Genomic DNA, 25,703 nt, shown 5'->3' on the forward strand with positions numbered 1-25,703 from the left:
AGGCTCGGTGTCTTCCAATCAGGCGCCCGAGGTACATTAAAGCGTAGGCGTGCTTTGGTGTTTGCTTCAAACCGATTGTTGAATCTTCAGTGATCGCCCGGTGAGGGTGTGCGGGCCAGCACCCAGATATCCACCCGGCGCACACCTGCTTTTTTCAGCAGTCGGCTGATTTCACTCACAGTGGTGCCGGTGGTCATGACATCGTCGATCAGGGCAACATGATCATAGGCCGGGCCACTCCAGCTGAAGGCGCCCCTGAGGTTGTGCCGCCGGGCCTCGCCCTTGAGTTCCATCTGGTGCGCGGTTTCCTTGGGTTTGGCCAGGCTGCGCAGATCAATCGGTATTCCGAGATCCCTGCCCAGGCGCCCGGCCAGCAAGGCAGCCTGATTGTAGCCGCGCCGGCGCAGCCTTGATGGCGCCAGGGGGATAGGTATCAACACCTGTGGCAGTTCACCGTCGCAGTGTTGCAGGTGGTCGGCGAGGCCGTCGGCCAGCCAGCCCAGCTGTCCGGTCTGGCCCTGGTACTTGATCAGGGGTATCAGCTGGTTGAGGGGGAAGCGATAGGCGAAGGCAGCGAAGGTACGGTCAAAGGGGGGTGGTCGCTTCTGACAGCGGCCGCAGATCAGGCCGTCGCTGCCTTCAAGGGGCAGGGCGCAACGCTGACAGGCGGGCGCAATGCGGGGCATGTCTGCAAGACAGCGATGGCAGAGGCCGGCGCGGGCCTGTGGATGCTGCAAGCACAGGTTGCATGATTGACTAAAAAACAACCTAAGGTTTACCAGTAGTTTATGCATTGGTTGACAGATCCTTCTGTCGGTTTATTATGGCTGCCTAGACTTCACGTGGCGCCCGGTTGCGCCTGACAGAATTTTTGATAGGGATTCGCCAAGATGCAAGCCAAGGCCGCTGTTCGTCACGACTGGACCCAGCAGGAAGTTCGCGCACTGTTCGAACTGCCGTTCAATGATCTTCTGTTTCAGGCCCAGACGGTGCATCGTCAGCACTTCAACCCCAACGAAGTGCAGGTCAGCACCCTGTTGTCGATCAAGACCGGCGCCTGTCCGGAAGACTGCAAGTATTGCCCGCAAAGCGGCCATTACAACACCGGACTCGAAAAAGAACGTCTGATGCAGGTCGACAAGGTGCTGGAGAAGGCCCGCGCCGCCAAGGCGGCCGGCTCCACCCGTTTCTGCATGGGGGCTGCCTGGAAGCACCCGGCTGAAAAGGACATGCCCTATGTGACCGAGATGGTGCGCGAGGTCAAGAAACTGGGCCTTGAAACCTGCATGACCCTGGGCATGCTGAATGAAGACAAGGCCGAGCGCCTGGCTGAGGCGGGGCTGGATTACTACAATCACAACCTCGATACCTCGCCCGAGTATTACGACAAGATTATTACTACCCGCACCTATCAGGATCGCCTGGATACGCTGCACCATGTGCGCGAATCCGGCATGAAGGTGTGCAGCGGCGGTATCCTGGGGCTGGGTGAGTCCGCCACCGACCGTATCGGCCTGCTGAGTCAGCTGGCGAATTTGCCGCATCACCCCGAGTCCGTGCCCATCAACATGCTGGTCAAGGTCAAGGGAACGCCGCTGGAAAACGCCAAGGATCTGGACCGCCTCGATTTTATTCGCACCATCGCGGTCGCCCGCATCATGATGCCCGAGTCCCATGTGCGCCTGTCCGCCGGGCGTGAGAGCATGAGCGACGAAATGCAGGCCATGACCTTCTTTGCTGGCGCCAACTCGATCTTTTACGGCGAATGCCTGCTGACCACACCGAACCCGGATACCAATAGCGATCTGCAGCTGTTCAAGCGCCTGGGCATCAATCCCGAGCAGCGGATTTCCGAGTCCGACGAGACGCAGCAGGAACAGCTGATGCAGCAGGTGCAGACCAATCAGGACAGTCCGCGCTTCTACCCCGCCTGATTTTCTTGTGCCTCTGACCCCAGTCGCGCGCTGAACATACAGGCGCGGCTGGGGGCCATAGCTGGAGTGACCCATGTCCTTTGATCAGTTGCAGGCCGAGCTGGATCAGCGTGAACGTGATGCCCTGTACCGCCGCCGCCGCGTGCTCGACAGCGCCCAGGGGCCCGAGGTGCAGGTCGATGGCAAGCGCTATCTGGCGTTCTGTTCCAACGACTACCTGGGCCTGGCCAACCATCCCGAGGTGGTGCGCGCGCTGCAGCAGGGCGCCGATCGCTACGGCGTTGGCGGTGGTGCCTCCCATCTGGTGAACGGCCACGGCCGTGCTCACCATGCACTGGAAGAAGCCCTGGCCGAATTCACCGGTCGCGAGCGGGTGCTGCTGTTCTCCACCGGCTACATGGCCAACCTTGGCGCCATCAATGGCCTGCTGGGCAAAGCCGATGCGATCTTTCAGGACCGTTTAAACCACGCCTCCCTGCTCGATGCAGGCCTGCTGAGCGGCGCCCGTTTTCAGCGTTATCTGCACAATGATGTTGCCAGTCTTGAGCAGCGCCTGGCTAAAACCACCGGTCGACGCAAGCTGGTGGTGACCGATGGCGTCTTCAGCATGGATGGCGATCTGGCGCCGCTGCCGGCGCTGGCATCTGCTGCCAGGGCAGAGAACGGCTGGCTGATGGTGGACGATGCCCATGGTTTTGGCTGCATCGGGCGTGGCGGCCGAGGCATTGCCGATCACTTTGACCTGGGCCAGGACGAGGTGCCGGTACTGGTCGGCACCCTGGGCAAGGCGTTCGGCACCTCCGGCGCCTTCGTGGCCGGCTCCAGCGCTTTGATCGAAACCCTGATCCAGTTTGCCCGTACCTATATCTACACCACCAGCATGCCGCCTGCGGTGGCCTGTGCTTCCCTTGCGAGCCTGCGCCTGCTGGAGGCCGAAGACTGGCGCCGTGAGCATCTGAACGCGCTTATTGCACGCTTTCGCACTGGTTGTGAGCAGCTGGGCCTTAACCTGATGGCATCCCCCACACCTATCCAGCCCATTCTGATCGGCGAGGCCGATGCGGCCATGGCCATCAGCGCAGGACTAGAGGCGCGGGGCATCTTTGTCGGCGCCATACGCCCGCCCACGGTACCGGTGGGCAGTGCTCGCCTGCGCGTCACTCTCAGCGCCAGTCACACCGAAGCCCAGGTCGATGAGCTGCTTGAGGCGCTCGGACAAGTGATAGGTGCACAGGTGATTGGAGCGCAGGTGACAAGTACGCAGGCGCACGGAGCCCTCCCGGGATGAGTCTGCATATCGAATTCAGCCCTCGAAGCGGGCGGCCCCTGCTGGTGTTGCTGCATGGCTGGGGTCTGCACAGCGGTGTCTGGCAGCCGGTGCTGCCAGCGCTGCAGCAGCATTTCGATACAGTACAGGTGGATCTGCCGGGCCTTGGGCGTTCGCCTGCACTGGCGGGACCCTGTAGTGTGCAGACGCTTGCCGCCGAGGTGTTGCAGGCGGTGCAACAACGGCGGCCTGAAAGCGCCATCTGGCTGGGCTGGTCTCTGGGTGGGCTGGTGGCGGCGGAGGCGGCGCGTCAGGCGCCGGAGCGGGTACGCGGCCTGGTGACCGTGGCTTCCAATCCCTGCTTTGTGGCACAGCACGACTGGCCCTGTGGCATGGCGCCAGACACTTTCGACGGTTTTGTCCGCGCCTTGGAGAGCGACCCAGCCCGTACCCTGGCAAGCTTTGCCCTGTTGCAAAGTCGTGGAGAGGGCGCGCGGGACACTTTGCGGGCGCTCAAGGCGCTGCTGGCAGAGTCGGAGCCGGCAGCCCCTGGCGATACTCTGCAGTTGCTGGCCGGCGACTATCGCCGCACCCTGGGCGCTCTGACACAGCCCGCGCTGCATATTCTGGGGGGGGATGACCAGCTGGTGCCGGCCAGTATCGAGGTGCCCTTGCAGCAACTACAACCGCGGGCCCAGGTGCGCCTTTATCCGGGTGCCGGACATCTGCCGTTCTATTCTCACCGGGCGCGCTTTGTCGAAGACCTGATAGCGTTTGTCGGAGCCCAGCTGTGAATGCGGCTGCGTTGCTCGACAAGCACCGTATCGCGGACTCGTTCAGCCGTGCGGCCCTGACCTACGACGCTGCGGCCGAACTGCAGCGCCAGATCGGTCATCAGCTGCTGGAGCTGTTGCCCCCAGGCGGCTCTGAGGCAGAACCCGGGAGAGTGCTGGATCTGGGCTCTGGCACCGGCTATTTTACGCCGTTGCTGCGCCAGCGCTTTGCCTCCAGCCAGCTCGTCAGTCTGGATCTGGCCCAGGGCATGCTGGCCTATGCGCGCCAGCATAGGCCGGACCCCCATGCCGTTTGGGTGTGCGGCGATGCCGAAGCCCTGCCGCTGGCCAGTGACAGCCTGGATCTGATCTTTTCCAGCCTGGCGATTCAGTGGTGTGAGCAGCCGGCGCGGCTCTTTGCCGAGATCGCACGGGTGCTGCGTCCCGGTGGGCGCTTTGTGGTGGCAACGCTCGGGCCTGATACCCTGCACGAGCTGCGCGATGCCTGGGCGCGGGTGGATGGTGACATGCACGTCAATCGCTTTATGCCCCGCGAACAGCTGCTCGAAGGCCTGCCAGCAGGGCTGCGTCTGCAGGATTGCTGCACCGAAAACCGCGTGCTGCGTTATACCCAGCTGCGCCAGCTGACCTCTGAACTCAAGGGTATAGGCGCGCACAACATGAACCAGGGCCAGGCCGCAGGCCTTACCGGCAAGGCGCGGGTGCAGGCATTCAAGACTGCCTACGAGCAGCACCGCGACGCCGATGGCCTGCTTCCTGCGACCTATCAGGTTTATTATCTGCAGCTGCAAAAAGACTGATCTCTTGCCGGGCCTTGCCCGGGCCTAACGGAATACACATACATGGCCAAGCATAATTTCTTTGTCGCCGGCACCGATACCGATGCCGGCAAAACCCTGGTAAGCACCGGCATATTGCAGGCCGCCAACCGGCTGGGCTTGCAGACCATCGGCCTCAAACCGGTCGCAGCGGGCTCGGAGGAAACGCCCGAGGGGCTGCGCAATGACGATGCGCTGAAGCTGCAGCAGGCCGCCTCGATCAAGCTGGGGTATGACTCGGTCAATCCCATCACCCTGGCGGCGGCCGTGGCACCCCATATTGCCGCCGCCCAGGTTGGGCGTAGTCTGTCGGCTGATCGTATCGCGGCGCTCTGTCGCGGCAGCATGATGCAGCGCGCTGATCTGCTGTTGATCGAGGGGGCTGGCGGCTGGCGGGTGCCGCTGAACGGGCGGGAAATGCTGTCGCGGGTGCCGCAGCTGCTGGAAACACCGGTCATTCTGGTCATCGGCATGAAGCTGGGCTGCATCAACCATGCGCTGCTGAGCGCCGAAGCCATAGTGCGTGATGGCCTGCGCATCGCGGGCTGGGTGGCGAATCGTATCGACCCGCATATGGCCTGTTATGAGGACAACCTGGCGACACTGCGCGGGCTGTTTCAGGCGCCGCTGCTGGGGGAGGTGCCTTATCTGGCGAACCCGACACCTGAGGCGGTGGCGGACTGCCTGGATCTGTCGGCGCTGCTGGCTGACGTCAGGGGCTGAACAAAGTTTGTACAGTACTGGCCCGGCAGCGAGGTGCGCACTATACTGGGGCGGTAGTCTGCGCCCCGGAAAATCCGCGCAGATAGCCAGGGAGATACCGATATGAACGTTACATCAGCGCCGCAGTCCGGTTTGCTCGGTTTGAATCGCGGCATCGACAATGTGCAGAAAGTCGCCGGCGATATGATCGGTTCCGGCAAGGCCGACAAGGCGGAGCTGGCCAGCGGCCGCACACCCGATGAGGTGGCTGAGACCTCGGCATCGTCCGGGCACCAAGCCCCGACCACCCAGGTGGTATCCGCAGTTAAAGAATCAAACGACCTTGAAGGTGTTCTCGGCGCCATTATCGATACCCACGCCTGACCGCTGCGGCGGGCGCTGCACCCCCTGCTTGTATGAGTCAGCCGCTGTCTCTTTCACTCTCCGTTTTTAATTGCTTGCACTCAGGTCGCTGACCCTGTGTCACAAGCGGCCTGTCCTGCGTTTTGTTTCGCTGGGGCTTTCGCCGTAAAGCAAACGATAGTCCCGGCTAAAACGTCCCATATGCGTAAAGCCCCACCCCATGGCCAGCTCGGTCACCGTTTTTGCCTGGCTGTGGTGCAGTAAATCGTGCCGCACATTTTGCAGGCGTATCTGGCGCAGATATTCCATGGGGCTTTGATTGCGAAATTCCCGAAAGCCGGCGTAAAGCGTTCTCAGGCTGACGCCGGCCAGCTCCGCCAGTTGCGCTGGAGCCATCGGCTCGCTGGCGTGCTCTGCCATATGCTCTTCCACTCGCTTGACGTGTCGTGGTGCCAGACGGCGATCATTCTGACGCAGTGCATCCGAATAATTGCTCGGCTGTACACAGAGCAGAGTACTGATGATCAGCTGTTCAAGCTGCTGGGCGATAAGGGGTTCTTGCAGGCCTTCGGGCGATTCTTTTTGCAGCCGCACCAGATACAGCAGCATGTTCATCCAGCTGGCGTCCTGCTGCCAGTCCAGTGTGTTCTCGAATGCCAGAGGCCGGGGCAACGGCCGGCCGATAATTCGACTGCAGGCCTGTTCCAGCGCCTCGCGTTCGATACGCAGCATTAACTGATCACAGCCCTGGCTGTAGCGCATGACCAGCGCTTGCGCGGGGTTGAGGATAGCACCCCGTCTGTGATCCAGATCGACGCGCTCGCCGTCACATTGAACTTCTCCCTCGCCCTGCAACGGCATCTGGATCAGGAAAAACTGTTCCAGGCATTCGGGTTCGATTTGCACATCAGCGCCGTACCTGAGGCGGTTCAGGGATACCCGTTGGATAGGGACATGATGCAGTCGCGAGTCGATAGCCTTTGTCTTGCCGAGTGCCTGCAGGCGGTGGGGCTTGAAGACAGCACCGACCCGGTCCCGGGTCTCATCCAGATCCTGAGAGCAGAAAATCAACTGGCGGGCGTTATTCAGCAGGGCAGATCTCAGCAATGGCGACAATGTAGTTCTCGTCATGGCGTGGTCTCGTTTTTATTGTTCTGGCCGTCGAGGCTTGTGCCCGCGGTCGTTTATTCTGTCGCCAGTATAAGCGAGCGGGCCTGGCGGGCGGCGATCCTTGCACAGTTTTCTGCACACAATGGATAGTCGGCGCACGCAGCGGCTCGTGTCCACGCCTCCCGGGTACTTAGGATGTAGCTGCGCAACTCAATATCTATCCAGGAGACCAGTATGAGTACATCGATCGAGATCAGGGCAAAGGACGGCAGCGGAGCTTTCCAGGGGTATCTGGCAGTACCCGAGTGCGGCAGTGGCCCCGGCATAGTGCTGCTGCAGGAGATCTTTGGTGTCAACGGCACCATGCGACAGATTGCGGACTACTACGCCGAGGAGGGCTATGTGGTGCTGGTGCCGGATCTGTTCTGGCGTCAGAAGGCCGGTGTCGAATTGGGCTACACGCAGCAGGACTGGCAGAAGGCGTTTGGATTCTATCAGGCGTTCGATCAGGACCTTGGCATTGATGATATCGATGCCACTGTCCAGGCGCTGCGTCAGCGCAGCGAGTGCAGCGGTGCGGTGGGCACCCTTGGCTTCTGTCTCGGTGCCCGTCTGGCCTATTTGAGCGCCTGTCGCTGCGATGTTGATGTGGCTGTCGGTTATTACGGCATGGGTATCGAAAATCACCTCGATGAGGCGACGAATATCAAAGGGCGTCTGGTGCTGCACTTCGCTGGCAATGATGAGTTCTGCCCGACGGCTGCTCGCCAGGATATCTGTGTTGCGCTGCAGGAACGGGACAATATTGAACTCTATACCTACCCTGATGTGGATCATGCCTTTGCCCGGCCGGCGTCGGAGCATTATCACAAGCCCTCGGCGCTGATGGCGCACCAGCGTTCGGTGACCGCATTTCGCCAGGCAATGGGGCCCAACTATGATCTCTCGATGCTGTGGGACAAACACTGTGAATACGAGTTTTCCAGCCGCAATGTGGAGGCGACCATGGCGACCATGGTGGCTGAACCCTACGTCAACCATATTCCGACTCTGACCGGCGGCGTCGGTGCGACCGAGCTGTTCCGTTTCTACAAGCACCATTTTGTGGATTCCAACCCGGACGACACGCAACTGTTACCGATCTCCCGCACCATAGGCGCGACCCAGATCGTCGATGAAGTGCTGTTCAGCTTTACCCATGACCGTGAAATCGACTGGCTGTTGCCGGGCATAGCCCCCACCGGCAAGCGGGTCGAGATTCCGCTGGTGGCTATCGTCAAGTTCCGCGGCGACAAGCTCTATCACGAGCATATCTACTGGGATCAGGCCTCGGTGCTGGTGCAAATCGGCGTGCTCGATCCCGCCGGCCTGCCGGTGGCCGGGCGTGAAACCGCTGCCAAGTTGCTGGATGAGACCCTTGAATCCAATGGCCTGATGGCCAAATGGGCCCAGAGTGCCCATCAGTCGGGGAAGAGCGCATGACTGATTTTAATGAACGAAGTGTCGTGATTACCGGCGGTGCGACGCTGATGGGGCAGGCCGTTACAGAAGCCTTTGTCGCCGCCGGCGCCAATGTCACGGTACTCGATATTGACGCCGAGTCCGGCGCTGCCCTGGCCGACCGCCTGGGCTCAAAGGCGCACTTTATTGCCACCGATATCTGCTGCGACGAGCAGCTGAGCCGGGCCATCAATGAGGCTGAAGCACGTTTCGATGGCATCGATTGCCTGGTCAATCTGGCCTGTAGCTACCTGGATGACGGGGCCGCATCACCGCGCTCGGACTGGCTCAGGGCACTGGACGTAAACCTGGTCAGCGCCGTGATGGCCGCCAAAGCCGTGCATCCTTTGATGTGCAGGCGCGGCGGTGGCGCCATCGTGAATTTCAGCAGCATTTCGGCACAGGTGGCTCAGACCGGACGTTGGCTCTACCCGGCCAGCAAGGCGGCTATCAAGCACCTGACCCGCAGTATGGCGTTGGACTTTGCCGACGACGGTATTCGTGTCAACTCTGTGTCCCCGGGCTGGACCTGGTCCCGGGTGATCAGCGAGGTCAGCGGTGGTGACCGTCCCCGGGCGGACCTCGTCGCGGCGGACTTCCATATGCTGGGCCGGCTCGGCGAGCCGAAGGAAGTGGCCGCCGTGGTGCTCTTTCTGTGTTCAGACCAGGCCAGCTTCGTCACCGGCGCTGACTATGCCGTCGATGGCGGTTACGGGGCACTGGGCCCGGAGCAGCGTGACCCGGCGATTCCCAAGCTTGCGGGCTGAGCGTACCAGCAGTCGCCATTTGGCGTTGCTTACAACAAAAAAAGTTTCTGGAGATCATTATGACGCGACGTATCGCTATCGTGGGGGCCGGTCAGTCCGGACTGCAGACCGGGATTGGCCTGTTGCAGCAGGGGTATCAGGTCACCCTGATATCCAATCGCACAGGGGAGCAGATCAGTGCAGGCCGGGTGATGTCGAGCCAGTGCATGTTCGACAATGCGCTTGAAACGGAGCGCGCGCTGGGGATTAACTTCTGGGAAAACGACTGTCCGCCGGTACAGGGTATTGGCATGACGGTACCTGATTCTGAACGGGCCGGTCAGGCGCTGATCAACTGGTCGGCGCGTCTCGACAAGCCAGCTCAATCGGTGGATCAGCGCCTGAAAATGCCGGTCTGGATGGATGAGTTTGTTCGTCTTGGAGGTGAGCTGGTGATTCGAGATGCCGGTATCGACGAACTGGAAGAGCTGGCGGCGTCCCATGATCTGGTGCTGATTGCCGCAGGCAAGGGCGAGATCGTGCGGCTGTTCGAGCGCGATGCCGAGCGCTCTGTGTTCGACAAGCCGCAGCGGGCACTGGCGTTAACTTACGTGCAGGGCATGGCGCCCGCCGAACCCTATTCACGCGTGGCGTTCAACCTGATACCCGGTGTCGGCGAGTACTTTGTGTTTCCGGCTCTGACGCTAAACGGACCCTGTGAAATCATGGTGTTCGAGGGTATCCCCGGCGGTCCGATGGACTGCTGGCAGGATGTATCGAGTCCCGCGCAGCACCTGGCCAGGAGTCTTGAAATCATCCGTACCTATGCACCGGGCGAGGCAGAACGCTGCACGGATGTGCAGCTCACCGACGACAATGGCATTCTGGCCGGTCGTTTTGCCCCCACGGTACGCAAGCCGGTCGCAACACTGCCATCGGGTCGAGCGGTGTTCGGCATCGCCGACACCCTGGTGGTGAACGATCCGATTACCGGGCAGGGGTCCAACAATGGTGCCAAATGCAGCCGGGTGTATCTGCAGGCAATATTATCCCGCGGCGATGCGCCCTTCGATACGGCCTGGATGCAGCAGACCTTCGAGACTTACTGGCGCTACGCCCAGGATGTCGTGAGCTGGACCAATAGTCTGTTGCTGCCACCGCCCGAGCATATTTTAAACCTGCTCGGCGCTGCACAGCGCTCGCCGGCCCTGGCGGCGAGCATTGCCAATGGCTTCAATAATCCGCCGGATTTCATGCCCTGGTGGCTGGAGCCTGAGTCCTGCGATCACTTTGTTAACGAACAGCTGAAAAGGGGCCTGAAATGACCACTCTGAAGACATCGGCCGCCGTTGCCTTGGCCGACGAAATGCCAGCAGGACCTATTCTCGACAGTCGGGAACTGCGCAACACCCTGGGCTTGTTTGCCACCGGGGTCACAGTGGTAACAGCACAGGGGGAAGATGGGAAACCCATCGGCATTACTGCCAACTCTTTTTCGTCGCTGTCGCTGGACCCGCCGCTCATTCTCTGGAGTCTGGCGCTGAAATCCCCAAACCTTGATGTCTTTGGGCAAGGGCGGCCCTTCGTGGTGAATATACTTGATCGGCAGCAGGATGCGCTGGCGATGACGTTTGCAAGGGCTGCGGATGACAAGTTCGCCAGTGTGTCCCATGGCGTTAGCCGGGCCGGGGTTCCACTGATCGACGAGAGCCTGGCGCAGCTGGAGTGTAGCGTCGAGTTCACGCGTATCGCGGGGGATCATCTTCTGATTGTGGGACGAGTCGAAGCGTTCAGCACCCGAGAAGGTGACCCGCTACTGTTTTACCGGGGCGCTTTCGGTCAGCTCTGTGCCTGAGTACCTCTCGCCCTGGTCTGGGTCTCAACGCCAGGCCCCGTGCGAGACCTATCCATAACAGCCTGTCCCTGTGCCGATCCTCGTGGGGCCGCGGACAGCTGACCCAATAAGAAAAATCGGATACATCATCATGAAGACATATTTGACGCGCGCAGGTCTTGGCCTCGCGACGGGCGCACTCGCCTTTTCAGTGTCTGTACAGGCCACTGAAGGCGGGGGTTCCAGTTATCCCATGGGGGCAGAGAACTATCTGGTGGGCGCCTTGCCCCCGCCGGGTGTGTACCCGCTGATCTATGCCAGCCATTATGCGGCCGACAGCCTGAATGACGCCCGCGGCGACAGTCTGCCCATTGATTTTCGCCTGCGGGCTAAGGTGGTGGCACCTCGACTGCTCTGGGTGACGGACCAAAGTGTGCTGGGTGGCCAGCTGGTGTATGCGGCGTTGCTGCCGCTGGTTGATCTGGATGTTTCGGTCAATGGCATGAGCGACAGCGCCCGCGGTGCGGGTGATCTGGATTTGACCGCATTGCTGGCCTACCACCACAGCGCCAATCTGCACAGCGCGGTGGGCATCGATGTCTTCGTGCCGACGGGCAGTTACCGGGCCGGTAACCTGGCCAATATCGGGCGCAATTACTGGTCTATGCAGGCTGTATATGCCGCCTCCCATATCAACCCAGCAGGCGTTAACTGGGACCTCAAGTTGATGTATGACTACAACTTTGAAAATGACGCCACGGGCTACCAGTCGGGCCAGGAGCTGCATCTCGATTATGCGCTGGGCTATGGGGTTGGCCCCGGCTGGGTGCTTGGCCTGGGGGGCTATGCCTACCGGCAGGTCAGCAGCGATAAGCTCAATGGGCTGGATATCGGCAATGAGGGGCAGGCGTTTGCCATAGGACCGTCAATCAAGTTCGATAACGGCAAAGGATTTTTTGTAACCGCCAAGTACCAAAAGGAAATGGCGGTTGAAAACAGGCCGCAGGGCGATGCTTTCTGGATTAAGGCTGTATTACCCTTTTGAACATATTTTAAGTGTTATTCAAAAAGGCCGACATATTGTCGGCCTTTTTAGTGCTGAATTATGATTTTCAAAATGATGTTGCGTTCTTGATACGTTGAATGCTTTCAGAGGGGGATTCATTGAACTGTTTTTTGTAGTCCACGGAAAAACGACCGAGGTGGGAGAATCCCCACTTCATGGCGATGGACGAGATATTCTCGTTGGCGCTGTCGGTCAGAATGTCCTGGCGTGCGCCTTCCAGTCGAATTCTTTTAAGGTGATATGTTGGCGGTTCACCAATATACTTCTTGAAGTCGTTATAGAGTTTGTTGCGTGAAACGCAGGCGGCCTGCTCGATATCTTCAATACTGATATCGTCATGGGCATGTTTTTTGATGAATTCGATCGTGCGTGAAAGGTAGGCCGGCATCGATGTGCAGGTGGCGTTTTCAATGGCTTGGGAGTAATTGTTGGGCTGCGAGATAATAATGCCCTTGATCAGCGCCTGCTCCATTTCGCGGATAAAATGTGAGCTGTTGTAGAGCCCGTTAGTGCTTCGAAGTTCGTTCTCGATGTGCCGGATGGTGCGCCACCAAGCGCTGTTGGCACCTATGGCGGCATCCATTTGGGTCTGGAATACCAGGGGTTCGGTCACCGGGCGTCGCAGCAGGTTTTCCAGCCCCGTTTCCATGGCCTGGCGGGATATCCGCACCAGTGTCTTGCGGCAGTTGCCACTGATATGCAGGCGGCAGGCGGTAGACGGGGAGATAATGACGCCCCGGGTGATGTCCGACTGGGCCTGCAGGCTGGGACCTTCCAGTGCCTGAAATCCGCTGACGGGCAAACTGATACTGTAGCTGCTCTGCAAGTCATCGATTTCAACGGTCACATCGGTGCCATATTCAATATGACCAATGGCTGTGGTAGTGGATGTTAAAACATTGCCCACATGTCGGAATCGAATGGATTTGGTGTTTTTTACTTTCAGGTAATGTGGGCCGCAAATGCTTTCCATCCAGGATCGGGCACCTTCAGCATCGAGTATTTCTGTGCTGATAGCATCCTTTATACGGCCTTCGACCAGATTCTGAATACCCAGCATAGCGCGTTACCTTAAGTCAGTTTTTTATGAGTTCTAATCGTTTTTATCATCACTTAGCGCTTCGGAAAAATACCACTTTCCTGTCCCCGGCGTCAATCCTGCGGGTTTTATCCCGGTTTTTAGAGCGGGGGTGAAAAAACGGATAGAGCTCACACAATATCGGGATAGCCCGCTATCCCTGCTCTCTGTTTTCATGGAGGCACTGAATGAGCGGGCTGAAACAGGCTCGAACTGGCCGCGATTGGAGGCAAGACCGTGAGCAACAATAATACGCAAAAGCTGAACGCCTGGCGCGAACAGATTGAGGGCGCGCTTGACTTCCGCCCGAATGAGCGCGTCTTCAAGATAGCGCGGGAAATGTTTACCGACCAGGAACTGTTTGACCTGGAGATGGAGCTGATCTTCGAGAACACCTGGATCTATGCCTGCCATGAAAGCCAGATTGCCAATGCAAACGACTTTTTCACCATGCAGGCCGGGCGCCAGCCCATGATCATTACCCGTGACGGCAAGGGCGAGCTGAATGCGCTGGTCAATGCCTGTCAGCATCGCGGCGCCACCCTGACCCGGGTGTGCAAGGGCAACCAGTCCACCTTTACCTGCCCCTTCCATGCCTGGTGTTACAAGTCCGATGGCCGTCTGGTGAAGGTCAAGGCGCCGGACGAGTATCCGCAGGATTTCGACAAGACCAGCCGCGGGTTGCGCAAGGCGCTGATCAGCAGCTACAAGGGCTTTGTCTTTATCAACCTCAACACCGAGTCTGATGTGTCGCTGGAGGATTTCCTCGGTGATGCCCGCATCGGTTTTGACATGATGGTGGCCCAGTCCGCGACGGCTGAGCTGGAAGTGCTGCCGGGGGCCTCGTCCTACACCTTCGATGGCAACTGGAAGCTGCAGAACGAGAACGGTCTGGACGGCTATCACGTCAGCACGGTGCACTACAACTACGTTGCCACGGTGCAGCATCGTCAGCAGGAAGAGTCCAAGAAGGAATCCGCGGACAACAGCAAGACGCTGGACTACAGCAAGCTGGGCGCCGGCGACAAGGACACCGATGACGGCTGGTTTGCGTTCGAGAACGGTCACACCATTTTGTTCAGCGACATGCCCAACCCGGAAGTTCGCCCCGGCTATGCCAGCGTTATGCCGCGCTTGGTGGCAGAGTTCGGTGAGGCCCGGGCACAGTGGATGATGCACCGCCTGCGCAACCTCAATATCTACCCCAGCCTGTTCTTTATGGATCAGATCAGCTCCCAGCTGCGCATAGTGCGGCCGGTGGCCTGGAACAAGACCGAGGTACACAGTCTGTGCCTGGGTGTCACAAATGAGTCCGACGCCGACCGCGAGAACCGCATCCGCCAGTTTGAGGACTTTTTCAATGTGTCCGGCATGGGAACCCCGGATGATCTGGTGGAATTCCGCGAAGCCCAGAAGGGGTTCCAGGGCCGCGCCGAGCGCTGGAGCGACATTTCCCGCGGTTGTGAAAACTGGGTCACGGGCCCCACGGCCAATACCGAGGCGCTGGGTATCCGGCCGGTGCTGACCGGCACCGAATTTACCCAGGAAGGCCTGTACGTGAATCAGCATTCCACCTGGCAGCGCTACCTGCTGCAGGGGTTGGCCGCCAAGACTCGCCAGGCAGAGGAGAGCAACTGATGAACCCGACCTTGCACAGCATTGAACAGTTTCTGTACCAGAAGGCCGAGCTCTGTGATCGTCAGCAGTGGGATGAATACCTGGCGCTGTTTGACGAGGACGCCGAGTTTCATATGCCGCAGTGGGAGTCGGAGCATGTCCACACCACAAATCCCAGACGGGAAATGTCACTGATTTACTACCCGAGCCGTGCCGGGCTTGAAGATAGGGTATTTCGCATTCGCACCGGCAAATCGGCGGCCTGTACCCCCATGCCGCGCACCTTGCACCTTGTCAGCAATGTACAGGCACAGCCGCAGGATGATGGCAGCTGGTTGGTGAAGGCCAACTGGGCGACCCATTTTTACCGCTTTGGCGAGGCCGAGGTGTTCTTTGGCCGGGTCGAATACCGCTTGCGCGCCGAGGGCGACAGCTTTCGTATCCGCAGGAAGCAGGTGGTGCTGCTGAACGACAAGATTCGCCACGTACTGGACTTCTATCACGTCTGATCGGCACGCAAGTGACGGACAGAAACAAGGGGGTGCGCCATGCACAAAGTAGCCTTGAGTTTTACCGACGGACGGACCCATTTTGTCGGTGTTAATGCCAACGAGCCGTTGCTGGATGCCGCTCTGCGCCAGGGCATCACGTTGCCGGTGGATTGCCGCGAGGGCGTCTGCGCTACCTGCAAGGGCACCTGCGAGTCCGGCGACTACAGCCTGGATTACGTGGATGAAGATGCGCTGTCCGAGGCCGATTTGGCGCGGGGCGCGGTGCTGGCCTGCCAGATGCGGGTCAGCTCCGACTGCGCGGTAAAGTTCGACTTTGAGTCGACCCTCTGCACCTCGGCCGGACCGCTGGAGGTTGAGGCTGTGGTGCAGAGCGTCGAGCAGCTGTCCGACTCCACCGCCATCGTGCATATCGATGCGGCTTCGCTGGATCAGCAGCTCGACTTTCTGCCGGGGCAGTACGCCCACGTCCAGGTGCCGGGTACCGACGAGTGGCGTTCCTATTCCTTCGCCTGCGCGCCCAATGCGACCAACGGCCTGCAGTTCCTGATTCGGCTGCTGCCCCGGGGAGCCATGAGTGATTACCTGCGCGAGCGGGCAGCGCCCGGGGATCGTATCCGGCTGAAGGCGCCCCTGGGTGCGTTTTACCTGCGCAAGGTGAGCCGTCCGCTGGTGCTGGTGGCCGGTGGCACCGGACTCTCGGCTTTCCTGGGCATGCTTGACGAGATGGCAGCAGAGCCCGGTGCCTGCACCCAGCCGGTGACCCTGTTCTATGGGGTGACCCAGGCGCAGGACCTGTGCGAGCTGGAACGTCTGCAGCGTTATGCCGAACAGTTGCCGGGGTTCAGCTATCACCGCATTGTGATGCGGGAGAGCGAAGACTGGCAGGGCCCCGTTGGCGTGGTGACGGACCTGTTCGAGGACAGTCATTTCAACGACGGCGAGGTGGATACCTACCTGTGCGGACCACCGCCCATGGTTGAAGCGGTCAAGCAGTGGCTGGATCAGCGGGCCATGGCGAACTGCCAGGTGTATTTCGAGAAATTTTCTGCCAGCTGAGCCGTGTTGCGCATGGCCAGGGCGCTCCGTTCTTGCGCATCAGGGGTGAGGACGGAGTATATTTTTAGCTAGATACTTTAACCTTAAAATATTAGTGTATGAATAATTTAACCGCAAAGGAGATTCCCGCAGGAGCACCGCAAGGCTGACAGCCAGGGCGCGGTGCGGGTTGGCGGGAGCAGGGGCCGATGAGAGACGAACTATCACTGAAAACCTGGTTTCGGATGCTGTCCAACACCGCACTGATCGAGCAGGAACTGCGGGCCCTGCTGCTGAAGGAGTTCAATGTCACCCTGCCGCAGTTCGACCTGCTGGCCGCGCTGCAGCACGCCGGCGGGACCGAGAAGATGTCGGCCCTGTCGCAATGGATGAAGGTCTCCAACGGCAATATCACCGGGGTGGTGGACCGGCTGGAGCGCGATGGCCTGGTGCAGCGCCAGGCGCAGGCGGACGACAGGCGCGTCAAGCTGATCAGCCTCACGCTGTTGGGACGGGATACGTTTGAGCGCATGGCAGCTGTCCACAAGGCCTGGATTACCGAGGTGCTCGGCGGGCTGGGTGATGAAGATATGGGTGAGTTGCACCGCCAGCTGGTGCTGATGAGCCGGATTCTGAAAGACAGAGCCGGCTATTAACCTGGCGATGAAACAGGTCGTCCCGCCCTGTTTCATCATCGCCCTTGAAAATCGGGCGGAATTTGTGAAATCCCTGGATTTTCAAGGGCTCGCATTGGCCGTTGGCCAATGGCGGCGCATCCTGCGCCACAGTATTAGACCGGTTCTACAGACATAAAATGCCACCGGTTTAATAACGTTTTCGAATTAACGCATACAGGACAAAGCCATGGTTTTTCAGAAGGAAGAAGTCATTCGCTTCCGGCATTGTGACCCCGCCGGAATCGTGTTTTACCCGCGCTACCTGGAAATCCTGAATGACACTGTGGAAGACTGGTTTCAGGCTATGGGTTTTGCGTTCAGCGATATGCAGGCGCGCTTCGGTGCCGGTGTACCGACGGTAAATCTCAACATCACTTTTTCAAAACCCTGCCGCCAGGCGGACCGGCTGTCGCTGCTGCTTTCGTGCCTGAGGGTCGGTGACAGCTCGTTCGAAGTCAGGATCAGCGGTTGGCGCGAGGGGGAGGCCATTCTGGAAGCGCAGCTGGTGCTGTGCTTTAGCGCCATTGGTGAGCGGGTGGGCAAGGTCTCGATTCCGCCGCAGATTCGCCAGCAGTTGCTGAAATATCAAGCTGCCCCGGCAGTGGCGCCGGCCCCTGCGGGCTGAGGCCTGGCAGCCTGCCAGGCTTAACACTGACCTACTGCGAACAGGCCGTTACCGGACGCTGCGGTGGCGGGAAACCATAACAATAACGGAAGCGAAGACATGGATAGGGTGACTGAACTGCCGGATACGATAGCCGTCAACCGGTTTTACCATGGGCTGTTTAACGGCTGTGGCCTGCTGGCGGCGCTGATGTTCGCGCTTATGGCGCTGCTGGTATGCACCGATATAGCGCTGCGCAACATAACCAGCTTCTCGCTGCCATGGACGGTGGAAGCCTCGGAATACCTGTTGATGACGGCGACCATGCTGGCCGCCCCCTGGTTGCTGTACTGCGGCGACCATATTCGCATCGACCTTGCGCTGCAGCTGATGCCCCCGCACTGGCGCGGGCTGTTCGAGCGCGGTCTCAGCCTGCTGGGCGCCAGCATATGCGCGGTACTGAGCTGGTACAGCCTGGAAGTCACCCTGGATACGGCGCGCCAGGGCGGGCTGGTGTTCAAGGTATTGGTGTTTCCCCAGTGGTGGCTGAACCTGCCCATGATCGCGGGCTTTGTGCTGCTGACGGTGGAGTTTGTGCGCCGTCTGCTTGATCCCGCTCCGGCCGTGAAGGAGGCCCACTGATGGATTGGTATCTGGCGTTGACGGTATTGCTGGGCACGCTCTTTGGCTTGATGCTGATTGGCATGCCGGTTGCCTTCGCTTTTCTTGGGGTGAATCTGCTCGGTGCCTGGCTGTTTATGGGTGCTGAGGCCGGCATAGGCCAGCTGGTGCGCAACTCTGTGGGGTCTGTGAGCAGTTTTTCCCTGACCCCGATTCCGCTGTTTGTGATGATGGGGGAGGTGCTGTTTCACAGTGGTCTGGCCTATCGCGCCATCTCGAGCATCGAGCGTCTGATCGCCAGGGTGCCGGGCCAGCTGTCCATCGTCTCGATTCTCGGCGGCACCCTGTTTGCGGCGCTGTCCGGTTCCAGCATCGCCAATACGGCGATGATGGGCAGCGCCCTGCTGCCGGAAATGCTCAAGCGTGGCTATCACCCGACGGTCGCCATGGGGCCCATTATGGCCGTGGGCGGCATCGCCATGCTGATTCCGCCTTCGGCGCTGGCGGTCATGCTGGGCAGCCTGGCGGGTGTGTCTATCTCCGGTCTGCTGATCGGCGGCATAGTGCCGGGCTTGCTGATGGCGGCGGGCTTTCTTGGATTCGTTATTGTGCGTTCCTGCCTGTACGGCAATAGCCGCGAGGACGATACCGCTGATGAGGTCCGCGAAACACGCTGGGAGCGCTGGTGGCCGTTTCTGCGGGATGTGGTGCCCTTGCTGGGGATCTTTGTCGCCGTGGTGGGCAGCATGCTGGCGGGCTGGGCATCGCCGACGGAATCGGCGGCCATCGGTGCCCTGGCGGCGGTACTGGCGACCCTGGCTTACGGCGTTCTGACGAAGGCCAAGCTGATTCGGGCGCTGGTCGAAACAGCGCGTATTTCGGTGATCATTCTGTTTGTGCTGGTGGCCTCCACGGCCTTCTCCCAGCAGCTGAGCTTTTCCGGTGCCACCGGTGGCCTCTTGTCGCTGGTCGGTGAGTACGAGCTGTCGGCGTTCTGGCTGGTGGTCGGCATGCTGGTGGTGATTCTGGTCATGGGCTGTGTCATCGATCAGGTCAGCATGATGATGATTACCCTGCCGTTCTTTATGCCCCTGGCTGCGGCCGCCGGTATAGATCCGATCTGGCTCGGCGTCATGATGCTGATTGCCATGGAGCTGGGTCTGCTGACGCCGCCCTTTGGCTTGCTGCTGATGGTGATGCAAAGCGTGGCACCGCCGTCCATTCGCCTGACCCAGATCTATGCGTCGGCGGTGCCATTCCTGCTGATCGAGTTGCTGGTGCTGAGCTGCATTCTGCTGATGCCCTGGCTGGCAACCGGGCTACCCAATCTGATGGGGTAGGACACGACACCCCTGATTCCCTGGTCGTGCAATAAATTAACTGGAGAAACCCCATGACGAATAATTTTAAGAAAGCATTATGCGGCGGTTTGCTGGTCTGTGTTCCCTGGCTGGCCCAGGCGCAGGAAGTTACCCTCAAGGCGGTCACGGCCTTTGGCCAGGACACCTACTTCAACGAGCGTTTCAAACAGTTTGTAAGCAGCGTGAACGAGCAGGGCAAGGGCCTGGTACAGATTCAGGTCATGGGCGGTCCTGAATCCATGCCGCCGTTTGAGGTTGGCAATGCGGTGCGCGCCGGTATTGTGGATATCGCCAATAGCACCGGCGTTTTCCACGCCAACATGGTGCCTGAATCCCTCGCCATGACCCTCACCCGCAAGCCCATGTCGGAGCTGCGTGCCAATGGCGGCTATGCGCTGATGGATCAGATCCACCGTGACAAGGCCAACATGGTATGGCTGGCGCGTCTGTCCGATGGCCTGCAATACCATATCTATACCAACAAAAAGGTTGAGTCGGCTGATCTGTCCGGCTTCAAGCTGCGGGGGGTACCGGTATACCGCTCCTTCTTCCAGGCCCTGGGCGCCACGCCTTTGCAGGTGGCACCCGGTGAAGTCTTTACGGCGCTGGAGCGGGGCGTGGTGGACGGCTATGGCTGGCCCTCTGTCGGTATTTTCGATCTGGGCTGGCAGGAAAAGACCCGTTACCGCGTTGAACCCGGCTTCTACAACGTGGAAGTCAGTCTGTTCATGAATCAGGCGAGCTGGGAAAAGCTCGATCAGCCGCAGCGTGAATTCATGCGCCAGCAGGTAGCCTGGATTGAATCCCTCAACGAGGGGGCCGGTGAAGATGCAAAGGCCGACAAGCAGCACCAGGCCGATGCCGGCATCGAAGCCATCCAGTTGGCGCCTGCGCAGGCGGATCAGTTTGAGGCGCTGTCTCAGAGTGCCGGCTGGCAGGCGGTGGAAGAGCTCAGCCCGCAGTATGCGCAGCAGCTCAAGGCCAGTTTTGGCAGCTGATATTCACCCGGCGGGCAACCGCCGGGCCTGGGTCCCTGAACGGATACGACAATATGGCAATGGAGGCTGAGCTATGCCTGAAACCCGCCTGATGCAGCGTTTTCCGTCCTCCGCCTATCTGGAGCGACGGGCCCGGCAGCGCCTGCCCGGATTTGTGTTTGATTATCTGCAGGGCGGCAGCGGACGCCAGAGCGCCCTGCTGCGCAATACCGCCGCCTTCGAGCAGATGGAACTGGCGCCACGTTATTTTAATGCCGGTGACGGGCCTGATCTGAGTACGTCCCTGTTCGGGCAAGGCTACCGCCTGCCCTTCGGAGTGGCGCCCATAGGTCTGGATGGCCTGGTCTGGCCGGGGGCGGTGGCAGCCCTTGCCCGGGCGGCAAAGGCCGCGGGCTGCCCCATTGCGGCCAGCACTTTTGCCACGTCGAGCCTTGAAGAGGTGGCGCGGCTTGCCGGTGACATGGCCTGGTTCCAGCTCTACCCCTTTAGTGACGAGGCGGTGGAACAGAGCCTGATGCAGCGTGCCACCGAGGCGGGCTACAAGGTGCTGCTGGTCACCGTTGATGTGCCGGTGGGCGGGCGCCGCGAGCTGGACATGCACAACGGTCTTTCGCTGCCGCCCAAACTTGGCCCCCGTACCTTGCTGGATATCATGCGTCGGCCACACTGGGCGCTCAGCAGTGCCCGCCGGGGCGTACCGGCCTTCAGCAATCTGGAGCCCTATCGGCGCCATTCCAATGACTACCTGCCGGCGAAGATCGCCGGGCGGGTGCCCTGGGCGCGGCTCAAGGCCTACCGCCAGCGCTGGCCCGGCACCCTGGTGGTGAAGGGGGTGCTCAGTGCCGAGGATGCGCTGCGCTGCCGCGATCTGGGGGTGGATGGCATCGTCGTGTCGAACCATGGCGGGCGACAGCTGGATGCCTGCCCGTCGAGCCTGGCGGTACTGCCGGCGGTACGCCAGGCGGTGGGGCCGGATTTCCCGCTGATTCTGGACAGCGGCCTGCGCTCGGGTCTCGATGTGGCAAGGGGCATTGCGGCGGGGGCTGATTTTGCCCTGCTGGGGCGCACCTTCATGTATGGCGTTGCGGCCCTGGGCCCGGCGGGGGCTGATCATGTGATGCGCATGCTGGAGGATGAACTGAACAACGCAATGCAGATGCTCTGCTGCCCGGATATCGCCGGGCTCAGGCACTGGCAGGGCTGAAAGCGGCTTTTACTAATGTTGATCGTGAGCCGACAGGCTCGCGTGATCGGTGCGGGAGAACAGGCCAGATGGCGGAAAGATCGTTCAAGAGTGAAGTGAAGAAATTGCACGCAGGCGAAGGCGAGCTGTTCCACGGCGAGGGCATCCTTGCGGTGACCAAGGCGCTGCTGCAGTCGGGCGTGTCCTATGTCGGGGGCTATCAGGGCTCGCCCATCTCTCATCTGATGGATGTGCTGGCCGATGCGCGGGAAGAAATTCTCGATGATATGGGCATTCACTTCGAGACCAGTGCCAGTGAAGCCACCGCAGCCGCCATGCTGTCGGCATCGGTGCACTATCCGCTGCGCGGCGCCGTGACCTGGAAGTCAACGGTAGGCACCAATGTGGCCTCCGATGCGCTGGCCAACCTGGCATCAGGCGGCGTGACCGGTGGTGCCGTGATCATTATCGGCGAGGACTATGGCGAAGGCTCTTCCATCATGCAGGAGCGTACCCATGCCTTTGCGATGAAGTCTCATATCTGGCTGCTCGACCCCAGGCCCAACCTGCCGAGCATCGTTGATATGGTTGAGAAAAGCTTCGAGTTGTCCGAGGCCAGTAACACCCCCGTCATGCTGCAGATGCGCATTCGCGCCTGCCATGTGCATGGCCAGTTTGTGGCCAAGGACAACCGCAAGGCCGAATTTACCTTGCAGGATGCGCTGCAGAATCCCAAGCGGGACCTGAGCCGGGTGGTGTTGCCACCGTCTACCTTTGTGCACGAAAGGGAAAAGATCGAAGCGCGCCTGCCGGCGGCCATCGAGTTTATCAAGGCGCAGGAGCTGAACGAGTTCTTTCCCGGCAGCCGCGAGGATATCGGCATTATTTTGCAGGGCGGTAGCTACAACACCGTGATTCGTGCCCTGGAGCACCTGGGGCTGGCGGATGCCTATGGTCAGTCGCAGATCCCGCTCTATGTGATGAACGTGGCTTTTCCGCTGATTGATGACGAGCTGCTGCGCTTTGCGCAAGGCAAGTCTGCGGTGCTGCTGGTGGAGGAGGGTAACCCTGAATTTATCGAGCATGAACTTCATACCCTCTTCGCCCGGGCCGGCTGCAAGACGCTGCTGCAGGGCAAGGCGGTGCTGCCACGGGTGGGTGAATACACCACCGATGTGGTGAAGGCCGGTCTCCGCAACTTCCTGCAGGCCCAGACCACGGACTTGCTGCAGCACGAAACTGCGCTGTCCTTCGTGCCGGCCCGGTCTCTGTCAGTGGAGACTTTGACCGACGTGGTACCGGCCCGCCCGGCGGGCTTTTGTACCGGTTGTCCGGAGCGGCCGATTTTCTCCGCCATCAAGCTTCTGCAGAAGGAGCGCGGCGACTTTCATATCAGCTGTGATATCGGTTGCCACCTGTTCTCGATCCTGCCGCCCTTTAACCTGGGCGCCACCACCATGGGTTATGGCCTAGGGAGTGCCTCGGCCTCGGCCTTCAATGTCAGCTCCGACAAGCCCGCGATTTCGATCATGGGGGATGGCGGCTTCTGGCATAACGGCCTGACCAGCGGGGTCGGCAATGCGGTCTTCAACAAGAGCGATGGCGTCAATCTGATTATCGACAATGCCTACACCGCCGCCACCGGGGGCCAGGATATTCTGTCATCCCGGGCCGCGAATGCGAACCTGGCGACTAATAATCCGATTTCCCGCGCGGTTGAGGGCGTGGGGGTGAAGTGGGTGCGGACCCTGACCCGCACCTACGATGTGACGGCCATGCTCAAGACGCTGCGCGAGGCGGTCAGCACAAAGGGCCAGGGGCCCAAGGTGATAGTGGCGCAGTCCGAGTGCATGCTGAACCTGCAGCGGCGGGAAAAGCGCAACAAGCGCGCGGATTTAAAAGCCGGCAAGCGGGTGACCGAGGCGCGCTTTGCCATTGATGAGCAGACCTGCACCGGTGATCGGGCCTGTATCCGTCTGTCGGGCTGCCCGTCCCTGACGGTGAAGGAAAACCCCGATCCCTGGCGCTCGGACCCGGTGACACGCATCGACAGCAGCTGTGTCGGCTGCGGCCTGTGCGGGGAAAACGTGCACGCTGACATTCTCTGCCCGTCCTTTGTGCGGGTGGAAGTGGTGCGCAATGCCGGCCGTTGGGAGACCTTCAGACGTCGCCTGTCCCAAAGCGTGATTCGCAGGCTGCAGAAAAGGGCGCAAAGGCGCCATGAAATCTACCAGCTGGATGGAGCGGCCTGATGAAAACACTCGATAAACAGCGTTTCAATATTGCCATTACCGCCATGGGCGGGCAGGGCGGTGGTGTGCTGGCCGACTGGATAGTAGGCATGGCGGAGGCGGCGAACTGGCACGCCCAGACCACCTCGGTGCCGGGCGTGGCCCAGCGTACCGGGGCGACCATCTACTATCTGGAGCTGTTCCGGCCGCAGCCGGGCGATGCCGATACCAGGCGGCCCGTGCTGTCGCTGTCACCGGCCAGCGGTGATGTGGACCTGGTGGTCGCGGCTGAGCTGATGGAGGCCGGTCGTGCCCTGCAGCGGGGCTTTGTAACGCCGGATCGCACCACCCTGATCGCTTCGTCGCACCGGGCCTATGCCGTGGCGGAAAAGGAATCCATGGGCAATGCCATCGCCGACTCTGACTCGGTGCATGTCACGGCGGCGGAAATGGCGCAGCGCTATATCTGTTTTGATATGGCAGCCCTGGCCGAGCAATGCCGCAGCGTTGTGAGCGCGGTGCTGTTTGGTGCCATCCATGGCAGCGGCGTGTTGCCTTTTGGGCGGGAGGAATTTGAGCAGGCCATACGCCGGGGCGGTGTAGGGGTGGATGCCAGCCTTGCCGCCTTTGCCGCCGGTGCCACGCAGGCCGAGGCCAACCGCAAGCCGGAAAATCCTGTGGTTCCCGGTGCTGTTGCACCGGGCTGGCACTACGGGGGGCAGGACGGCGGTATTCGCCAGCTGCTGGCCGACGTGGAGCGGGACTTTGCGCTCGTGCTGCAACCGCTGATTCAGGAAGGGGTGCGCAGAATGCTGGATCACAGCGACCTGCGTTACGCCAGGCGCTATGTCCAGCGGATGCAGCGGCTGGTGGCCCTGGAAGCCGGGGCGGATGCCGGGGGCAAAGAGGCTGGGCGCTGCAGTACCGTGGCAGCCCGCACCCTGGGGCTCTGGATGGCCTATGAGGATACGATCCGGGTGGCGGATATCAAAACGCGCTCGCAGCGTTTTGAGCGCCTGTACGACGAGGTGGGTATCGATGCGGACCAGGTCTCCCACTTCACCGAGTTCATGCACCCGCGGCTCGAAGAAATCGCCGAAACACTGCCCGCGGGTGTCGGGCGCTGGGTGTTGCGCACCGGCTGGGCGGGGCGGCTGCTGGAAGTCCTGTTCGCCGGCCCGAAAAAGCTCTCGACCCAGAGCCTCTGCGGTTTTGTGTCGCTGTACCTGGTGGCACAGTTACGCCCACTCAGGCGCTTTTCGTTGCGTGATGCTATCGAGCAGACACAGATTGATGCCTGGCTGGAGCAGCTCGAGGCCACGCTGGTGGCAGACTATGACCTGGGCTGCGAAGTGGCGGCACTGCCGGAGCTGATCAAGGGCTACAGCAAAACCCGGGAGCGGGGGCTGCGCAGTTTCAGGGCGATTTCGGCAGCGGCCCGGGCGCTCGGTGGTCGTTCCGATGCCCGTGAGATCCTGCGCAGCCTCAAGGCCGCCGCGCTGCAAAGTGAAGAGGGCTCCGAGCTTGACGCCGCCCTGCAGCGTTATCAGCTAGGGCACCTGTTCGAGCCACTGCCAGGCAAGCAGCAGGACAGCGCTGGCTGCGCTTCGCAGTATGTTGATGCGGCGGCCCGGTAGGTAGCGCCGGAATCC

Annotated in this window: 25 protein-coding genes; 22 read left to right on the plus strand and 3 right to left on the minus strand. The window is 60.6% G+C overall.

Going from position 1 to position 25,703, the window contains the following annotated elements; all coding sequences use genetic code 11:
- Positions 1-86: 86 nt before the first annotated feature.
- Positions 87-794 carry a ComF family protein gene (locus A8C75_RS04735; RefSeq protein ID WP_067378842.1) on the minus strand — a complete coding sequence of 236 codons (708 nt, stop codon included), beginning with the start codon at positions 792-794 and terminating at the stop codon, positions 87-89.
- A 96-nt stretch (positions 795-890) separates the two neighbouring features.
- Here A8C75_RS04735 and bioB point away from each other — a divergent pair, with 96 nt between their 5' ends.
- The 6 genes from bioB (at position 891) to A8C75_RS04765 (ending at position 5,899) form a co-directional block, all read left to right on the plus strand.
- Positions 891-1,934 (plus strand): biotin synthase BioB, encoded by a 1,044-nt coding sequence (bioB, locus tag A8C75_RS04740; RefSeq protein ID WP_067378845.1) that lies wholly within the window; start codon positions 891-893, stop codon positions 1,932-1,934.
- 73 nt (positions 1,935-2,007) lie between these two features.
- A complete protein-coding gene (bioF, locus tag A8C75_RS04745) occupies positions 2,008-3,222 on the plus strand; it encodes an 8-amino-7-oxononanoate synthase (protein ID WP_067378849.1) in 1,215 nt (404 codons plus the stop codon).
- Positions 3,219-3,995, plus strand: a complete 777-nt coding sequence (locus tag A8C75_RS04750) for an alpha/beta fold hydrolase (protein ID WP_067378852.1) — start codon at positions 3,219-3,221, stop codon at positions 3,993-3,995. The genes bioF and A8C75_RS04750 overlap by 4 nt, the downstream gene beginning before the upstream one ends.
- Positions 3,992-4,795: a malonyl-ACP O-methyltransferase BioC gene (gene bioC, locus A8C75_RS04755; protein ID WP_067378855.1), complete on the plus strand. Its 804-nt coding sequence runs from the start codon at positions 3,992-3,994 to the stop codon at positions 4,793-4,795. Before A8C75_RS04750 ends, bioC begins: the two co-directional genes overlap by 4 nt.
- 42 nt (positions 4,796-4,837) lie before the next feature.
- Complete coding sequence (bioD, locus tag A8C75_RS04760) at positions 4,838-5,536, plus strand: dethiobiotin synthase (protein ID WP_067378858.1); 699 nt, start codon at positions 4,838-4,840, stop codon at positions 5,534-5,536.
- Positions 5,537-5,638: 102 nt separating this feature from the next.
- Complete coding sequence (locus A8C75_RS04765; protein WP_067378861.1) at positions 5,639-5,899, plus strand: hypothetical protein; 261 nt, start codon at positions 5,639-5,641, stop codon at positions 5,897-5,899.
- Positions 5,900-5,998: 99 nt separating this feature from the next.
- On the opposite strand, the gene A8C75_RS04770 is transcribed toward A8C75_RS04765, so the two are convergent.
- On the minus strand, positions 5,999-7,009 hold the full coding sequence (locus A8C75_RS04770; RefSeq protein ID WP_067378863.1) for an AraC family transcriptional regulator: 1,011 nt from the start codon (positions 7,007-7,009) through the stop codon (positions 5,999-6,001).
- A gap of 213 nt (positions 7,010-7,222) precedes the next feature.
- On the opposite strand from A8C75_RS04770, the gene A8C75_RS04775 reads away from it, so the two are divergent.
- The 5 genes from A8C75_RS04775 (at position 7,223) to A8C75_RS04795 (ending at position 12,113) form a co-directional block, all read left to right on the plus strand.
- A complete protein-coding gene (locus tag A8C75_RS04775; protein ID WP_067378866.1) occupies positions 7,223-8,470 on the plus strand; it encodes a dienelactone hydrolase family protein in 1,248 nt (415 codons plus the stop codon).
- A complete protein-coding gene (locus A8C75_RS04780) occupies positions 8,467-9,255 on the plus strand; it encodes an SDR family oxidoreductase (protein ID WP_067378869.1) in 789 nt (262 codons plus the stop codon). Before A8C75_RS04775 ends, A8C75_RS04780 begins: the two co-directional genes overlap by 4 nt.
- A gap of 59 nt (positions 9,256-9,314) precedes the next feature.
- Entirely contained in the window at positions 9,315-10,559 is a 1,245-nt protein-coding gene (locus tag A8C75_RS04785) for a styrene monooxygenase/indole monooxygenase family protein (protein ID WP_067378871.1), read from the plus strand.
- Positions 10,556-11,089, plus strand: a complete 534-nt coding sequence (locus A8C75_RS04790; RefSeq protein ID WP_067378873.1) for a flavin reductase family protein — start codon at positions 10,556-10,558, stop codon at positions 11,087-11,089. Before A8C75_RS04785 ends, A8C75_RS04790 begins: the two co-directional genes overlap by 4 nt.
- A gap of 130 nt (positions 11,090-11,219) precedes the next feature.
- A complete protein-coding gene (locus A8C75_RS04795; RefSeq protein ID WP_067378876.1) occupies positions 11,220-12,113 on the plus strand; it encodes a SphA family protein in 894 nt (297 codons plus the stop codon).
- A gap of 67 nt (positions 12,114-12,180) precedes the next feature.
- Here A8C75_RS04795 and A8C75_RS04800 read toward each other — a convergent pair whose 3' ends face one another.
- Complete coding sequence (locus A8C75_RS04800; RefSeq protein WP_067378878.1) at positions 12,181-13,194, minus strand: AraC family transcriptional regulator; 1,014 nt, start codon at positions 13,192-13,194, stop codon at positions 12,181-12,183.
- Between the two features lie 255 nt (positions 13,195-13,449).
- On the opposite strand from A8C75_RS04800, the gene antA reads away from it, so the two are divergent.
- The 11 genes from antA to A8C75_RS04855 all read left to right on the plus strand — a co-directional run bounded on the left by antA (position 13,450) and on the right by A8C75_RS04855 (position 25,688).
- A complete protein-coding gene (gene antA / locus A8C75_RS04805) occupies positions 13,450-14,850 on the plus strand; it encodes an anthranilate 1,2-dioxygenase large subunit (RefSeq protein ID WP_067378881.1) in 1,401 nt (466 codons plus the stop codon).
- On the plus strand, positions 14,850-15,338 hold the full coding sequence (antB, locus tag A8C75_RS04810; RefSeq protein WP_067378884.1) for an anthranilate 1,2-dioxygenase small subunit: 489 nt from the start codon (positions 14,850-14,852) through the stop codon (positions 15,336-15,338). The genes antA and antB overlap by 1 nt, the downstream gene beginning before the upstream one ends.
- A 39-nt stretch (positions 15,339-15,377) precedes the next feature.
- On the plus strand, positions 15,378-16,397 hold the full coding sequence (antC, locus tag A8C75_RS04815) for an anthranilate 1,2-dioxygenase electron transfer component AntC (RefSeq protein WP_067378887.1): 1,020 nt from the start codon (positions 15,378-15,380) through the stop codon (positions 16,395-16,397).
- A 188-nt stretch (positions 16,398-16,585) separates the two neighbouring features.
- Positions 16,586-17,032 (plus strand): MarR family winged helix-turn-helix transcriptional regulator, encoded by a 447-nt coding sequence (locus A8C75_RS04820; protein WP_067378889.1) that lies wholly within the window; start codon positions 16,586-16,588, stop codon positions 17,030-17,032.
- 208 nt (positions 17,033-17,240) lie between these two features.
- On the plus strand, positions 17,241-17,678 hold the full coding sequence (locus A8C75_RS04825; protein ID WP_067378892.1) for an acyl-CoA thioesterase: 438 nt from the start codon (positions 17,241-17,243) through the stop codon (positions 17,676-17,678).
- Between the two features lie 99 nt (positions 17,679-17,777).
- Positions 17,778-18,299: a TRAP transporter small permease gene (locus A8C75_RS04830; RefSeq protein WP_067378893.1), complete on the plus strand. Its 522-nt coding sequence runs from the start codon at positions 17,778-17,780 to the stop codon at positions 18,297-18,299.
- Positions 18,299-19,618, plus strand: coding sequence for a TRAP transporter large permease (locus A8C75_RS04835; RefSeq protein ID WP_067378894.1), 1,320 nt, complete (start codon positions 18,299-18,301; stop codon positions 19,616-19,618). The genes A8C75_RS04830 and A8C75_RS04835 overlap by 1 nt, the downstream gene beginning before the upstream one ends.
- 53 nt (positions 19,619-19,671) lie before the next feature.
- Positions 19,672-20,637 (plus strand): TRAP transporter substrate-binding protein DctP, encoded by a 966-nt coding sequence (dctP, locus tag A8C75_RS04840; protein WP_067378896.1) that lies wholly within the window; start codon positions 19,672-19,674, stop codon positions 20,635-20,637.
- A gap of 73 nt (positions 20,638-20,710) precedes the next feature.
- Complete coding sequence (locus A8C75_RS04845) at positions 20,711-21,841, plus strand: alpha-hydroxy acid oxidase (RefSeq protein ID WP_067378898.1); 1,131 nt, start codon at positions 20,711-20,713, stop codon at positions 21,839-21,841.
- A gap of 68 nt (positions 21,842-21,909) precedes the next feature.
- Positions 21,910-24,072 (plus strand): indolepyruvate ferredoxin oxidoreductase subunit alpha, encoded by a 2,163-nt coding sequence (locus tag A8C75_RS04850; protein ID WP_067378901.1) that lies wholly within the window; start codon positions 21,910-21,912, stop codon positions 24,070-24,072.
- Positions 24,072-25,688, plus strand: a complete 1,617-nt coding sequence (locus tag A8C75_RS04855; RefSeq protein ID WP_067378904.1) for an indolepyruvate oxidoreductase subunit beta family protein — start codon at positions 24,072-24,074, stop codon at positions 25,686-25,688. Before A8C75_RS04850 ends, A8C75_RS04855 begins: the two co-directional genes overlap by 1 nt.
- Positions 25,689-25,703: the final 15 nt, after the last annotated feature.

The sequence above is a fragment of the Marinobacterium aestuarii genome, from assembly GCF_001651805.1.
Taxonomy (GTDB): domain Bacteria; phylum Pseudomonadota; class Gammaproteobacteria; order Pseudomonadales; family Balneatricaceae; genus Marinobacterium_A; species Marinobacterium_A aestuarii.

Excerpts from the sequence above, each read along its gene's own strand:
- A8C75_RS04855 (WP_067378904.1), top strand. The coding sequence starts at position 24,072 with ATGAAAACACTCGATAAACAGCGTTTCAATATTGCCATTACCGCCATG.
- A8C75_RS04750 (WP_067378852.1), top strand. The coding sequence starts at position 3,219 with ATGAGTCTGCATATCGAATTCAGCCCTCGAAGCGGGCGGCCCCTGCTG.
- bioF (WP_067378849.1), top strand. The coding sequence starts at position 2,008 with ATGTCCTTTGATCAGTTGCAGGCCGAGCTGGATCAGCGTGAACGTGAT.
- A8C75_RS04770 (WP_067378863.1), bottom strand. The coding sequence starts at position 7,009 with ATGACGAGAACTACATTGTCGCCATTGCTGAGATCTGCCCTGCTGAAT.
- A8C75_RS04800 (WP_067378878.1), bottom strand. The coding sequence starts at position 13,194 with ATGCTGGGTATTCAGAATCTGGTCGAAGGCCGTATAAAGGATGCTATC.
- antB (WP_067378884.1), top strand. The coding sequence starts at position 14,850 with ATGAACCCGACCTTGCACAGCATTGAACAGTTTCTGTACCAGAAGGCC.
- A8C75_RS04820 (WP_067378889.1), top strand. The coding sequence starts at position 16,586 with ATGAGAGACGAACTATCACTGAAAACCTGGTTTCGGATGCTGTCCAAC.
- A8C75_RS04830 (WP_067378893.1), top strand. The coding sequence starts at position 17,778 with ATGGATAGGGTGACTGAACTGCCGGATACGATAGCCGTCAACCGGTTT.
- bioD (WP_067378858.1), top strand. The coding sequence starts at position 4,838 with ATGGCCAAGCATAATTTCTTTGTCGCCGGCACCGATACCGATGCCGGC.
- A8C75_RS04835 (WP_067378894.1), top strand. The coding sequence starts at position 18,299 with ATGGATTGGTATCTGGCGTTGACGGTATTGCTGGGCACGCTCTTTGGC.
- A8C75_RS04790 (WP_067378873.1), top strand. The coding sequence starts at position 10,556 with ATGACCACTCTGAAGACATCGGCCGCCGTTGCCTTGGCCGACGAAATG.
- A8C75_RS04765 (WP_067378861.1), top strand. The coding sequence starts at position 5,639 with ATGAACGTTACATCAGCGCCGCAGTCCGGTTTGCTCGGTTTGAATCGC.
- A8C75_RS04825 (WP_067378892.1), top strand. The coding sequence starts at position 17,241 with ATGGTTTTTCAGAAGGAAGAAGTCATTCGCTTCCGGCATTGTGACCCC.
- bioB (WP_067378845.1), top strand. The coding sequence starts at position 891 with ATGCAAGCCAAGGCCGCTGTTCGTCACGACTGGACCCAGCAGGAAGTT.
- A8C75_RS04795 (WP_067378876.1), top strand. The coding sequence starts at position 11,220 with ATGAAGACATATTTGACGCGCGCAGGTCTTGGCCTCGCGACGGGCGCA.
- A8C75_RS04735 (WP_067378842.1), bottom strand. The coding sequence starts at position 794 with ATGCATAAACTACTGGTAAACCTTAGGTTGTTTTTTAGTCAATCATGC.
- A8C75_RS04780 (WP_067378869.1), top strand. The coding sequence starts at position 8,467 with ATGACTGATTTTAATGAACGAAGTGTCGTGATTACCGGCGGTGCGACG.
- A8C75_RS04850 (WP_067378901.1), top strand. The coding sequence starts at position 21,910 with ATGGCGGAAAGATCGTTCAAGAGTGAAGTGAAGAAATTGCACGCAGGC.
- dctP (WP_067378896.1), top strand. The coding sequence starts at position 19,672 with ATGACGAATAATTTTAAGAAAGCATTATGCGGCGGTTTGCTGGTCTGT.
- A8C75_RS04775 (WP_067378866.1), top strand. The coding sequence starts at position 7,223 with ATGAGTACATCGATCGAGATCAGGGCAAAGGACGGCAGCGGAGCTTTC.
- A8C75_RS04785 (WP_067378871.1), top strand. The coding sequence starts at position 9,315 with ATGACGCGACGTATCGCTATCGTGGGGGCCGGTCAGTCCGGACTGCAG.
- A8C75_RS04845 (WP_067378898.1), top strand. The coding sequence starts at position 20,711 with ATGCCTGAAACCCGCCTGATGCAGCGTTTTCCGTCCTCCGCCTATCTG.
- antC (WP_067378887.1), top strand. The coding sequence starts at position 15,378 with ATGCACAAAGTAGCCTTGAGTTTTACCGACGGACGGACCCATTTTGTC.